This is a genomic window from Streptomyces sp. NPDC060205 (assembly GCF_042728395.1).
In the GTDB taxonomy this organism is placed as follows: domain Bacteria; phylum Actinomycetota; class Actinomycetes; order Streptomycetales; family Streptomycetaceae; genus Streptomyces.
Map to the genome: position 1 here is coordinate 1 of NZ_JBHWZP010000276.1, position 12,754 is coordinate 12,754.

At 70.4% G+C, this 12,754-nt stretch carries 10 protein-coding genes; 4 read left to right on the forward strand and 6 right to left on the reverse strand.

What is annotated here, in order from left to right; translation table 11 throughout:
• Positions 1 to 47: 47 nt before the first annotated feature.
• From ACFWGJ_RS33870 to ACFWGJ_RS33880, 3 genes are all read right to left on the reverse strand, one after another.
• Positions 48 to 773: an MIP/aquaporin family protein gene (locus tag ACFWGJ_RS33870; RefSeq protein WP_387332287.1), complete on the reverse strand. Its 726-nt coding sequence runs from the start codon at positions 771 to 773 to the stop codon at positions 48 to 50.
• Positions 774 to 1,086: 313 nt separating this feature from the next.
• Entirely contained in the window at positions 1,087 to 2,277 is a 1,191-nt protein-coding gene (locus ACFWGJ_RS33875; protein WP_387332289.1) for a lipid-transfer protein, read from the reverse strand.
• Positions 2,274 to 2,720: a Zn-ribbon domain-containing OB-fold protein gene (locus ACFWGJ_RS33880; protein WP_387332291.1), complete on the reverse strand. Its 447-nt coding sequence runs from the start codon at positions 2,718 to 2,720 to the stop codon at positions 2,274 to 2,276. The genes ACFWGJ_RS33875 and ACFWGJ_RS33880 overlap by 4 nt, the downstream gene beginning before the upstream one ends.
• Positions 2,721 to 2,975: 255 nt before the next feature.
• Between ACFWGJ_RS33880 and ACFWGJ_RS33885 the strand changes: the two genes are divergently transcribed.
• The gene (locus ACFWGJ_RS33885) at positions 2,976 to 3,785 is read left to right on the forward strand and encodes a M15 family metallopeptidase (protein ID WP_387332293.1); all 810 of its coding nucleotides are present in this window, start codon (positions 2,976 to 2,978) and stop codon (positions 3,783 to 3,785) included.
• 124 nt (positions 3,786 to 3,909) lie between these two features.
• Entirely contained in the window at positions 3,910 to 4,446 is a 537-nt protein-coding gene (locus ACFWGJ_RS33890) for an NUDIX domain-containing protein (protein ID WP_387332294.1), read from the forward strand.
• 39 nt (positions 4,447 to 4,485) lie between these two features.
• On the opposite strand, the gene ACFWGJ_RS33895 is transcribed toward ACFWGJ_RS33890, so the two are convergent.
• Positions 4,486 to 6,846: a glycoside hydrolase family 31 protein gene (locus tag ACFWGJ_RS33895; RefSeq protein ID WP_387332296.1), complete on the reverse strand. Its 2,361-nt coding sequence runs from the start codon at positions 6,844 to 6,846 to the stop codon at positions 4,486 to 4,488.
• A 213-nt stretch (positions 6,847 to 7,059) separates the two neighbouring features.
• Between ACFWGJ_RS33895 and ACFWGJ_RS33900 the strand changes: the two genes are divergently transcribed.
• Complete coding sequence (locus ACFWGJ_RS33900; RefSeq protein WP_387332298.1) at positions 7,060 to 9,033, forward strand: acetoacetate--CoA ligase; 1,974 nt, start codon at positions 7,060 to 7,062, stop codon at positions 9,031 to 9,033.
• Positions 9,034 to 9,130: 97 nt separating this feature from the next.
• Complete coding sequence (locus ACFWGJ_RS33905; protein WP_387332299.1) at positions 9,131 to 10,027, forward strand: hypothetical protein; 897 nt, start codon at positions 9,131 to 9,133, stop codon at positions 10,025 to 10,027.
• A gap of 103 nt (positions 10,028 to 10,130) precedes the next feature.
• Here ACFWGJ_RS33905 and ptsP read toward each other — a convergent pair whose 3' ends face one another.
• Together ptsP and ACFWGJ_RS33915 are read right to left on the reverse strand one after the other, a co-directional pair.
• The gene (gene ptsP, locus ACFWGJ_RS33910) at positions 10,131 to 11,801 is read right to left on the reverse strand and encodes a phosphoenolpyruvate--protein phosphotransferase (protein WP_387332300.1); all 1,671 of its coding nucleotides are present in this window, start codon (positions 11,799 to 11,801) and stop codon (positions 10,131 to 10,133) included.
• A gap of 78 nt (positions 11,802 to 11,879) precedes the next feature.
• Positions 11,880 to 12,329: a PTS glucose transporter subunit IIA gene (locus ACFWGJ_RS33915; protein WP_387332302.1), complete on the reverse strand. Its 450-nt coding sequence runs from the start codon at positions 12,327 to 12,329 to the stop codon at positions 11,880 to 11,882.
• Positions 12,330 to 12,754: the final 425 nt, after the last annotated feature.

Sequence of the window (12,754 nt, forward strand, 5' to 3'; positions counted from 1 at the left end):
GTCCCGCTGCCGTCGTCCGCCCGGCAGCGGGACCGCGACGACCTGGCCTAGAAGGCCGCGTTGAAGATGACCCCGGCCAGCGCTCCGCCGATCAGCGGTCCCGCCACCGGAATCCACGAGTAACTCCAGTCCGACGTACCCTTGTTGGGGATCGGCAGGACGGCGTGCGCGATGCGCGGGCCCAGGTCGCGGGCCGGGTTGATGGCGTACCCCGTCGGACCGCCGAGCGACAGACCGATGCCGACCACCAGGAACGCGACGATCAGGATCGCGGTACCGGACTGGCCGAGCCCTTCGGTGAGCCCGAAGGCCAGGATCGGCAGGACCAGGCCGATGGTCGCGATGATCTCGGTGATGAGGTTCGCCACGGGATTGCGTATTTCGGGCGCGGTCGAGAAGATCCCGAGCGTCGGCTGCGCGATCTCGTCCTCCGCGTTGGCCTGGAACTGCGCGAAGTAGACCAGCCAGCACAGCACCGCGCCGAGGAACGCGCCGACCATCTGCCCGGCGATGTAGATGTGGACCTGGTCCCAGTCGCCGGTGTCGATCGCGATGCCGAGCGTCACCGCCGGATTGAGGTGCCCGCCGGACAGCGGCGCGGCGGTGTACGCGCCGGCCAGCACGCCGAAGCCCCAGCCGAAGGCGATGACGACCCAGCCGGCGTCCTTCGCCTTGGAATAGTTGAGTACGACGGCGGCGACCACTCCGGCGCCGAAGAGGATGAGTATCGCTGTGCCGATGACCTCACCGACGAAAACATCTCCGTTGCTCATGGCGGCTCCTAGGCCCAAACCCGGGGCGATCGGCCCCGGTCCACCGTGCAGGGTGCGTTCCCATGGCTACTTCAGCCGAGGGCAGGGAGATCCCGCGCCCCGCCCGGCGTCCGTGACGAGCGTGCCGTAGCAGTCGAATCGCCGGTGGGGGATGGCCCGTTGGCGCGGACGAGGGCCCGCGCGGCGCAGTGCCTGAATACGCCGAATTGCGGCGACGCCGACTGACACCGGAAGTGTTCACCGGCACTGTGGGAGCGTCAAGGTCGCGGGCGAGAACGGTTCGCAGCCACCCCCGGGCCGGCCGCGCGCCGCCTCATCTGACGGCGATCACGGCCGACCCGTGCCCGAACAGCCCCTGATTCGCGGTGACTCCGACCCGGGCGCCCGCCACCTGCCGGTCGCCCGCCGTTCCCCGCAGCTGCCGGGTGAGCTCGCAGACCTGGGCGATGGCCTGCGCGGGAACGGCCTCTCCGAAGGAGGAGAGTCCTCCGCTCATGTTCACGGGTATGCGTCCGCCCGGCGCCGTCGCGCCCTCCCGCAGGAGCTTGGCCGCCCCGCCCTCACCGCACAGTCCCAGATCCTCGTACCACTGCAGCTCCAGGGCCGTGGACAGGTCGTAGACCTCGGCCAGCGAGAGGTCCTGCGGACCGATCCCCGCCTCCTCGTACGCCGCCCGCGCGATCGACGCGCGGAACGTCTCGTCCGCGGGCTCCACCGCGACCGCCGAGTCCGTCGCGATGTCGGGCAGATCCAGCACGGTGGTGGGATAGCGGGGCGTCACCGTGGACACCGCGCGGATCCGCACCGGGTCCGCGGCCCCGTGCCGGCGCGCGAACTCCATGCTGGACAGCACCAGCGCCGCCCCGCCGTCCGAGGTGGCGCAGATGTCGAGCAGTCGCAGCGGATCGGCGACCACGGCCGACGCGGCGACCTCCTCGGCGGTGACCCGCTTGCGGTAGCGCGCGTTCGGATTCAGCGCCCCCATGGCCGCGTTCTTCACCTTGACCTGCGCGAAGTCCTCCAGGGTGTCCCCGTGGACCGCCATCCGCCGGCGCGCGTACAGCCCGAAGTACGTCGGGTTCGTCGCCCCGAGGACCCGGAACCGCAGCCAGTCCGGATCGTCGGCCCGGTCCCCGCCCGCGGGCCGGAAGAAACCCTTCGGCGCCGCGTCCGCACCCACCACCAGCACCACGTCCGCGAGCCCCGAGAGGATCTGTGCCCGCGCGGTGTCGACGGCCTGTGCCCCGGACGCGCACGCGGCGTACACACTCGCCACCCGGGCCCCCTGCCAGCCCAGCGCCTTGGCGAACGTCGCTCCGGCCACATATCCCGGATAGCCGCCACGCACCGTGTCCGCGCCGACGATCGAGCCGACCCGGCGCCAGTCGAGGCCCGCGTCGGACAGCGCCTCGCGCGCCGCCACCGTCCCGTACTCGACGAACGACCGCCCCCATTTGCCCCATGGGTGCATGCCCGCGCCGAGCACCGCCACCTCACCCGTCATGCCGTCACCCCCGTCGGCCGCCAGTGCCAGGTCGTCCAGGTCGTCTCCGCGTCCTCGTTCAGCACGCCCGGGACGACCTCCACCTCCATGCCCACCGTCAGATCGGCGACGGCGACACCGGGAACCGTCTGCCCGAGCACCACGAGACGCTCGGCCGCCAGCTCCACAGCGATCAACGCGTAGGGCTCCCATTCGAGTTCCCGATCGGACACGTAGGGTGACGGCGGCCGGTACCGGCTGTCCGTGTACGACCAGACGCGGCCCCGCCTCGACAGCGGCACCTCCACCAGTTCGCCGCCGGAGCAACCCGGATTGCGGCAGAAGGCGTCTTCCCGGGGGAAGAACACGGACGCGCAGGCCGAGCAGCGCGTGCCGAGGAGCCGGAAGTCGTCTCCCTCGCCGGCGAACCAGCCGGTGACGACGGGTGTACGAGTGCGCGACAAGGTTCCTCCACGACACTGGATCAGCTGCATCTGACGGAACGTCAGAAGTCTGCCACGGCCCACGCCGATTGGGCAGTGCGCACGGTAAGGGCCGACCGGTACGGAGAACCGCGGGTGACCGCGGAGAACCGCCGGGGGCCTCCTGGGCGTCCGACTATCGGTAGGGGACGACCGGGGCCCACGGGGGTGGTCCCGGTCGTCCCTCGCCCGGGCCCACTTCCCCGGGGGAACCCGCGCCTGATAGACGCATGGGTCATGACCCGACTCACCACAGCGGTACGCGGTCTCGTCACCGCGCTCGCCGCCCTGCTCGCCGTCAGCGCCGCCTCCGCCACCGCGACGGCGACACCCGGGCCGAAGGCCCCAGAGGACTTCGTGGCCCTGCGCTCCGTGGACCGCACGATCATCCAGGAGATCCGCTACTTCACCCCGCACAACTTCGTGGGCGAGCGCATCGACGGCTACCGCGAGCCGCTGTGCATCCTCACGAAGCCCGCCGCCGAAGCCCTCCACGAGGCCCAGCGACAGCTCCTGCCCCAGGGCTACTCCCTGAAGGTGTACGACTGCTACCGGCCCCAGCGAGCCGTCGACCACTTCGTCCGCTGGGCCAAGGACCTCGACGACCAGAGCATGAAGGACGAGTTCTACCCGAACGTCGACAAGACCCGGCTGTTCGAGGACGGTTACATCGCCGAGAAGTCCGGCCACAGCCGCGGCTCGACCATGGACCTCACGATCGTGAAACTCCCCGCGAAGCCGACCCGGCCGTACGTCCCCGGAGAACGCCTCGTGCCCTGCTTCGCACCCCAGGGCGAGCGCTTCCCCGACAACTCCGTGGACATGGGCACCGGCTACGACTGCTTCGACACCCTGTCGCACACGCTCGATCCGCGCATCCAGGGGGAGCAGCGCGCCAACAGGCTCCTCCTGAAGGACACCCTCGAAGACCTCGGGTTCGTGAACCTCGCGGAGGAATGGTGGCACTTCACTTATCGGCCCGAGGCCTATCCCGACACCTATTTCGACTTCCCGGTCTCGGCCCACTCCCTCGTCACGTCCCACTGAGCAGGTCCCGAGGAGAGACCAAGGAGAGACCGAGGAGTGGCTGGGGAGTGGCTGAGGTGACGGTGAGGCGGCACCGAGGCGGCCAGCCGAAACAACCTTCTGATCATCGGATACAGTCCCGGGCGTGTCTCCATCCCAAATCCCGTCCGCCAACTCCGCGCCGGGCACCCACTGTTCGAGCTGCGGCGCACCCTACGGAGAAGGCGTCTCCGGCTGGCCCCGTACCTGCGCCTCCTGCGACGGTGTGGCCTACCGCAACCCGTTGCCGGTCGCCGTGGCCCTGCAGCCCGTGTACGACACCAAGGGGGCGGCCCTGGTCGTCATCACCAGAACGATCGCCCCCGCGCGCGGGGGAGTCGCTCTGCCCGGAGGGTTCATCGACCACCGGGAGGACTGGCGGCAGGCCGTCGTCCGTGAGCTCAAGGAGGAGACTGGCATCGTCGCGGCGAGCCGCGACGTACGCCTCGTCGACGCGCTGAGCTCACCCGACGGGCACCTGCTGCTCTTCGGAGCCCTCCCGGAGCGTCCCGCCGACGACCTGCCGCCGTCCGTCGCCACGGACGAGACCGAGGGCTGGCACCTGCTGCGCAGGTCGACCGAACTCGCGTTCCCACTGCACACGATGGCGGCCAAGGCGTGGTTCGAGGGCCGGTACGTCTGAGAGACCGTCGGGGCCGGGCGAAGCCCGCTCGTCAGGGCCTCAGCCCAGCCCTCGCACCCGTACGGGGAGGGACGGCTCGACCGGGCCGTCCTCCCCCTCACGCTCCACGACCACACGCGCCCCCTGCCGACGCGTCACATAACGCTCGATCTCCGGCTCCTCCCAGCCGTCCCCGGAGTCGGTGACCACCAGCCCGCCCCCGGTCCGTCCGGGGGCGGGCGCCCACACCTCCAGCTCCGGAGAGCCGTCGCCGCCGCGTACCGGCAGCACGGCACCCGCGCGGACCAGTACCGGAATCCGTGACACAGGGGCGTCGACCACCACCCGGGCGGGCCCTTCGTACACCCGCTCGGTCTCGACGTCGTACCAGCGGCCCCGCGGCAACCGCACGGCACGCCGGTCCGTCCCCGGCGCCAGCACAGGAGCCACCAGGAGACAGTCACCGAGCAGGAAGGCGTCCTCGCAGTCGCGCAACGCCCTGTCCTCCGGGACGCCCCACCACAGCGGCCGCACATAGGGCGCACCCGTACGCCGTGCCAGATGCGCCAGCGTCATGAAGTACGGCAGCAGCCGCCGCCGCTCGACGAGCGCCACGCGCGTGTGCTCCAGAACCTCGTCACCGAACTCCCAGGGCTCCCCGATCCCTGTCCGCGGACCCGCGTGCGTACGGAAGAGCGGCAGATACGCGCCCAGCTGCAACCACCGGAGATACAGCTCGGGGGAAGGGCTCGTCCCGGAGCCGCCCACGTCGGACCCCGAGTACGGCACCCCGCACAGGCCCAGACCCAGGACCAGCGACAGAGACGCCCGCAGACCGGGCCAGCCCGTGGCCGCCTCCCCGGACCAGGTCCCTCCGTAGCGCTGCGTTCCGGCCCACCCGGAACGCGAGAACAGGAACGGCCGCTCCTGGGGAACCAGTTCGCTCAGCCCCTCGTAAGCGGCCCGGGCCATGGAGAGGGCGTACACGTTGTGCGCCTCGCGATGGTCGCCGCCGCGGCCCTCCAGGTCGTGCCGGGCCGAACGGGGCAGCGTGGACTCGCCGAAAGCGGCCAGGGACACGGGTTCGTCCAGGTCGTGCCAGAAGCCGGCGAACCCCTGGGACAGCCGCTCCTCGTAGAGCCCGCCCCACCACCGGCGCGTACGCGCGCGCGTGAAGTCCGGATAGACCGCCTCGCCCGACCGGACCACCCCGCGCACCACCTCTCCGGAGGAGTCCCGCACGAAGGCGTCCTCGGCGCTTCCGGTGTCGTACACGCGAGTGCCCGGTTCGGGCCTGACGGCCGGTTCCACGACCGACACCAGCCGGATCCCGTCCCGGCGAAGTTCCTCCGCGAGCACCGGCAGCTTCGGGAAACGGTCCCGGTCGACCGTGAACGTCCGGTGCGCGTCGAAGTGCTCGACACCCAGATGCACGGCGTCCAGCGGCAGACCGTGCTCGTGGTAGCCGCCCACGACCCGCCGGACCTCCTGCTCGTTCCCGATGCCCCGCAGCGCGTGATGATGCCCCAGGGCCCAGGCAGGCGGCAGCGCGGCGGCACCCGTCAGGGACGCCCAGGTCTGCAGCACGCGCGCGGGAGTACCCACCACCACCCAGCAGCGCAGCGGCCCGCCGTCCATGCGCAGATCGCTCGTACCGGCCCGGTCGTGCCCGGACCCGGCGCCCTCCTCGCCCTCGCGCAGGGTCACGGTGCCGTCCCAGGAGCTGTCGTGGAACACGAGATGGGTGGCCGCGTCGGCCACCACCATCTGCACCGGCATGGTGAGGTGCAGCGGATCGTCACCGGGACCGAAGGCGTGCCCGGGAGCGGTGTTCCACAGCCGGTACGACCCGTCGCGCAGCCGGAGCCCCGAAGCCCGTCCGCCCAGGCCGAAGAAACGCGCGTCGGCGGCCACTTCGGAGCGCTGCATCCAGCGCGCCCCGCCGCCCCCGGCCGGCTCCCACCACCGCGGCGGCAGTTCGCGCCGCAGACTCACCCCGCCCGGCGTCCGCACCTCCACCGCGCCGAGCCGTGACACGACCACCGTCATCCGCTCCGCCACCACCCGCCAGGCGCCGTCCTTGTCCGGCTCCAGCACGGCCCGGAGGTCCGGCTCGGGAACCCCGCCCGCGAGCGCGTACGAGGGCTCCGGCCCCGCCCCGTCCCAACCCCAGAAGACCGCTCCGCCCGACGTGACGGTGATCCGCAGCTGCGACCGGGTGAACCGGACGACGCCACCGCCGGGCGCGGGTTCCGCGGACAGCACAGGCCCGGGAACCCGCGCGCGTTCGGCACCCCGCACCGGCAGCCCGACGGCGTCGATACGCCTCCTGCGCCACGCGGCCCGCACGGTGAGCAAGCCCTGGCCCGCCCCCGCAGAACCGACCGCCTTCATCGAACGCACCAGGTCACGACCGTTCATGCTGCTCAGCCTGCCACCCGAATGGACCTATGACTGTTCCGTTCAACTTCCGTTCACCCATGGCGACACCACATGTTCACGGGGCGGACTATGTGGGGCCAACCCTGGTGTCAAAGTCGATCACATGGCATCGTCCGTCTCAGCCGCGTGACGCGCACACCCCAGCCCGTGCGCGGTACACGCACACGACGCGCGCAGTCCGGGAGCCGACCCATGACCTCGACCTCATCGAACCCCTCGCCGCTCTGGCAGCCCGACAAGGAACACATCGACCAGGCACGGATCACCCGATTCCAGGCCTGGGCGGCCGAGCACCACGGAGCCCCCGCCGACGGCGGCTACGCCGGTCTGCACCGCTGGTCCGTGGACGAACTGGACACGTTCTGGAAAGCCGTCACGGAGTTTTTCGACGTACGGTTCTCCACCCCCTACGCGCGCGTGCTGGGCGACCGCTCGATGCCGGGAGCCCAGTGGTTCCCCGGAGCCACCCTCAACTACGCCGAGCACGCACTGCGAGCGGCCGACACCCGAGCGGACGAACCGGCCCTCCTGTACGTCGACGAGACCCACGAGCCCCGTCCCGTCAGCTGGTCCGCCCTACGCCGGCAGGTCGGTTCCCTGGCCGCCGAACTGCGTGCCCTCGGCGTACGCCCCGGAGACCGCGTCAGCGGCTACCTCCCGAACATCCCCCAGGCCGTCACCGCCCTCCTCGCCACCGCCGCCGTCGGCGCGGTGTGGACCTCCTGCGCCCCGGACTTCGGAGCCCGCAGCGTCCTGGACCGCTTCCAGCAGGTCGAACCCGTCGTGCTCTTCGCGGTCGACGGCTACCGCTACGGAGGCAAGGAACACGACCGCAGGGACACCGTCGCCGAACTGCGCCGCGAACTGCCCACCCTGCGCGCCGTCGTCCACATCCCGCTGCTCGGCACAGCAGCCCCAGCAGGCGCCCTGGAGTGGTCCGCCCTCACCTCGTCGGACATCGCACCCGTCTACGAAGAGGTGCCTTTCGACCATCCGCTCTGGGTGCTCTACTCCTCCGGCACGACCGGCCTGCCCAAGGCCATCGTCCAGTCCCAGGGCGGCATCCTCGTCGAGCACCTCAAACAACTCGGCCTGCACTGCGACCTGGGACCCGAGGACCGCTTCTTCTGGTACACGTCCACCGGCTGGATGATGTGGAACTTCCTCGTCTCCGGCCTCCTGACCGGCACCACGATCGTCCTGTACGACGGCAGCCCCGGCCATCCGGACACCGGCGCCCAGTGGCGCATCGCCGAACGCACCGGCGCCACCCTGTACGGCACCTCGGCGGCCTACGTCATGGCCTGCCGCAAAGCGGACGTGCGCCCCTCCCGCGACTTCGACCTCTCCCGGATCAAGTGCGTCGCCACCACGGGTTCGCCCCTGCCGCCCGACGGATTCCGCTGGCTGCACGACGAGGTGCGCGACGACCTGTGGATCGCCTCCGTCAGCGGCGGCACCGACGTGTGCTCCTGCTTCGCGGGGGCGGTCCCCACCCTCCCCGTCCACATCGGCGAACTCCAGGCACCGGGCCTCGGCACCGACCTCCAGTCCTGGGACCCGAGCGGCAAACCCCTCATCGACGAGGTCGGCGAACTCGTCGTCACCAACCCCATGCCCTCCATGCCGATCCGCTTCTGGAACGACCCCGACGGCAGCCGCTACCACGACAGTTACTTCGACACGTATCCCGGAGTCTGGCGCCACGGCGACTGGATCACCCTCACCTCACGCGGCTCCGTCGTCATCCACGGGCGTTCGGACTCCACCCTCAACCGCCAGGGCGTACGCATGGGGTCGGCCGACATCTACGAAGCGGTCGAACGCCTTCCGGAGATCCGCGAATCCCTCGTCATCGGCGTCGAGCTGCCCGACGGCGGCTACTGGATGCCGCTCTTCGTCCACCTAGCACCGGGAGCCGAACTCGACGAAGCCCTCCTCGGCCGCATCAAGCGGACCATCCGTGAACAGCTCTCACCGCGCCACATCCCCGACGAGGTCATCGAAGTACCCGGCATCCCCCACACCCTGACGGGCAAGCGCATCGAGGTCCCGGTCAAGCGCCTCCTCCAGGGCACCCCGCTCGAAAAAGCCGTCAATGCCGGCTCCGTCGACAACCTCGACCTGCTCCGCTTCTACGAGCAACTGGCCCGGGACCGCGCCTGACCTGACCCCACAGCGGCCGCCTCGGACACCCCGAGGCGGATTGTCAGTGCCGCCGGTTACGGTGAGTGAGCATTGATCACCGCGCACAGGGGGAAAGATGGCGCACACCCGACACCAGACCATGCGACGCGTCCTGCGCCGCGAAGTCGCCGGAACGATCGGCCTGCTGACCGACGAGCAGGACTTCACCGCGATGCGACGCCGCTACCGCACCTTCGCGTTCGACGACCACACGAGCTACCTCCGACAGGTGGAAGCGCTCCTCAGGACACTCGCGTCCGAGGGCGGCCACACCACGGTGGCACTCTTCGACCCCGAGGAGTACGCGGAGTTCTGCGCCGAGCACGCCCTCGACCCGGACACCGCCGCCAGCCGCACCCGCTTCACGGCGGAACTCGCCACGACAGGCGCGACCGTCCCCTATGAGGGCCAGACCCTCGACACCCTCGTCCCCGACCTCATCGACGAAGCGGTCCGCCGGGCCACCTGGGAGTACGCGACCACGCTCCTGGCCCGGATCGGCACGTGCGCGTCCTGCGGCGAGGACATCGGCCGGGCGGCCTTCCAAAGGGCCTCGGACCTGCTTGTCCGCATCCTCCAGGCCTCGGGCCCCGGAGCACGGCACCTCGTGTGCAGCGTCTCCACGGAACCCGAGGCACTGGTGGCCGTCCTGCGCACCGAGGACGACCAGCACGGATCACCGCACCTCGACGAGGCCGAGGCGCTCGAATTCACCACCGTGCTCGCCCTGGGCATCGCGACCCGGTGCGCCGGCGGCCTCGTCATGCGCACCACCGCACCCGACGCCACCGACCAGGTCTACGGCTGGCGCCTGCGCGGCGAGGAACTGGAACCCCTCACCGCGGGGGAAGTCTTCGACGCCTACTGCACCGACGTCGAATCAGGCGATCTCGTCTCCCCGGAGTCGGGTGTCGACTACTGTGCGCCACCGGACCTGGGCGACGACGGCCACACGACCGCGCACGCGCACTGAACACGAGTACCGCATACGAGCACTGAACACGAGCTCCGAGCACGCGAGGGGCGCCTCACCTTGCGGTGGGGCGCCCCTCGATCACTGACGATCACCTGCCTGGCTACTCGCCGGACAGCACCGCCTGAGCCGCAGTCCGTGCCTCTTCGGCACTGTCGCAGGCACGCGCGGCCGCCGCGGCCCGCTCGCACTGCGCCAGCGTGTACTTGGCCAGCGTCGCGCGGACGTAAGGAATCGACGCCGCACCCATGGAAAGGGAGGTGACACCCAGACCGGTCAGCACACACGCGAGCAGCGGGTCCGAAGCGGCCTCGCCGCAGACGCCACAGCTCTTGCCCTCGGCCCGGGCCGCCTCGGCGGACATCGCGACCAGGTCGAGCAGTGCCGGCTGCCACGGATCCTGGAGCCGGGACACGGCGCCCACCTGCCGGTCGGCGGCGAAGGTGTACTGCGCGAGGTCGTTGGTCCCCAGCGACAGGAACTCGACCTCCTGAAGGATCGAGCGCGCCCGCAGAGAAGCCGACGGAATCTCGACCATGGCACCGAACTTCGCCTGCAGACCCGCCGCACGACACGCGTCGGCGAAGGCCTTGGCGTCCGCACGGTCGGCGACCATCGGCGCCATGACCTCAAGGTGGACGGGCAAACTCTCGGAAGCCTTCGACAGCGCGGTCAGCTGCGTACGCAGCACGTCGGGGTGGTCCAGCAGCGACCGGAGACCGCGCACGCCCAGCGCCGGGTTCGGCTCGTCGGCGGGCGTCAGGAAGTCGAGGGGCTTGTCGGCGCCGGCGTCGAGCACACGCACCACGACCCGCCCCTCGGGGAAGGCTTCGAGCACCGTGCGGTACGCCTCGACCTGCTTCTCCTCGGACGGCGCGTTCTTGCTGTCGTCCAGGAAGAGGAACTCGGTGCGGAACAGGCCCACGCCCTCGGCACCGGCCTCGACCGCCGCCGGTACGTCCGCCGGACCGCCGATGTTGACCAGCAGCGGAACCTTGTGCCCGTCGGAGGTGGCCCCGGGCCCGGTCGACCCGGCGAGCGCCGCCTTGCGCGCGGCAGCCGCGGCCTCCAGTTCGGCCTTCTTCTCGGCGCTCGGGTTCACGAAGATCTCACCGGAGCTGCCGTCCACGGCGACCATCGTGCCCTCGGCCAGCTCACCGGCTCCCGGCAGTGCCACGACGGCGGGTACACCGAGAGCCCGCGCCAGGATCGCGCTGTGGCTGGTCGGCCCGCCCTCCTCGGTGACGAATCCAAGGACGAGCGTCGGGTCCAGCAGCGCGGTGTCGGCCGGCGCGAGATCACGAGCGATGAGGACGTACGGTTCGTCGCTGTCGGGGACACCCGGCATCGGAACGCCGAGCAGCCGGGCGACGATACGGTTCCGCACGTCGTCGAGGTCCGCCACGCGGCCCGCGAGGTACTCACCGGCGTTCGCCAGGAGCGCGCGGTACGAGGCGAACGCGTCGTAGACGCCGCGCTCCGCCGTGCTGCCGACGGCGATACGCCGTTCGACGTCGGCCATGAGCTCCGGGTCCTGGGCCATCATGGCCTGGGCCTCAAGAACGGCCTGGGCCTCGCCGCCCGCCAGATTGCCGCGCGCCATCAGGTCGGCGGCCACGGCTTCCACGGCCTTGCGGGCGCGCCCCTGTTCGCGCTCCGCGTCCTGCACCGGTATCTGCTTGGCAGGCGGTTCGAGCACCGCCGTTCCCATGTGCCGAACTTCGCCGATCGCCACACCGTGGCTCACGCCGACGCCTCGCAGCGTTGTCTCCATGTCACCAGTCTCCGATTGAACGGCGGGCCCTGCCGCCGTGATGTCGTGCCGTGCCTGCCGTCGCTGACGGCGATGAGGTCAGTGCCAGCTGAAGAGAGCGTCGCCAGCCTTCACTTCGCCGTCAACGCTGACGTCGGAGAGGGACTCGGCCGTGGCTTCGAGGGCCACGATGGGACAGATGGGGGACTTGCCGGCCGTTTCGACGGCGGCGGGGTCCCAACGGACCACGGCCTGCCCGCGCTGAACGGTGTCGCCCTTGTTCACGAGCAGCTCGAAACCCTCGCCGTTGAGCTGAACGGTGTCGATGCCCAGGTGCGTCAGTACTCCATGACCCTCGTCGTCGACCACGACGAAGGCGTGCGGGTGAAGAGAGACGACGACGCCGTCGATGGGCGACACTGCCTCCGACGCTTCCCGTACAGGGTCGATCGCGGTCCCGGGGCCGACCATGGCCCCGGAGAAGACCGGGTCGGGTACAGCGGTGAGTCCGATGGTGCGTCCTGCAAGAGGGGACGTCACGTAGGTCATGGGAAGCCTCCCGGGGGGCGGGGATTCATATGGGCCGTCACTGCCTGTCCCGGACGGCGCACTGTTGAGCAGCGTAAGTCATGAGAAGTGACGGTTCCGCGCCGAGAGGAGCCGGTGCGCCGGATGGCGGTCGAGGTGCCCGGCGGAAACGATTTGCGCCCGCTCCGGGGCCCCGTGTACTGTCGTACTCCTGCTTGAGGCCGAGGGACGCGAAAGTGTCCGTGCCTGGCAGCACCCAAACTTGTCAGATCCTTTCTCAGGGTCTGGTTCTGCATGTTCGCAGAATCGGTGGTCAGAGAGACGGAAATACACTGATAGAGTTTGGGAACACGAAGGGAAGCGCCCGGAGGAAAGCCCGAGAGGGTGAGTACAAAGGAAGCGTCCGTTCCTTGAGAACTCAACAGCGTGCCAAAAATCAACGCCAG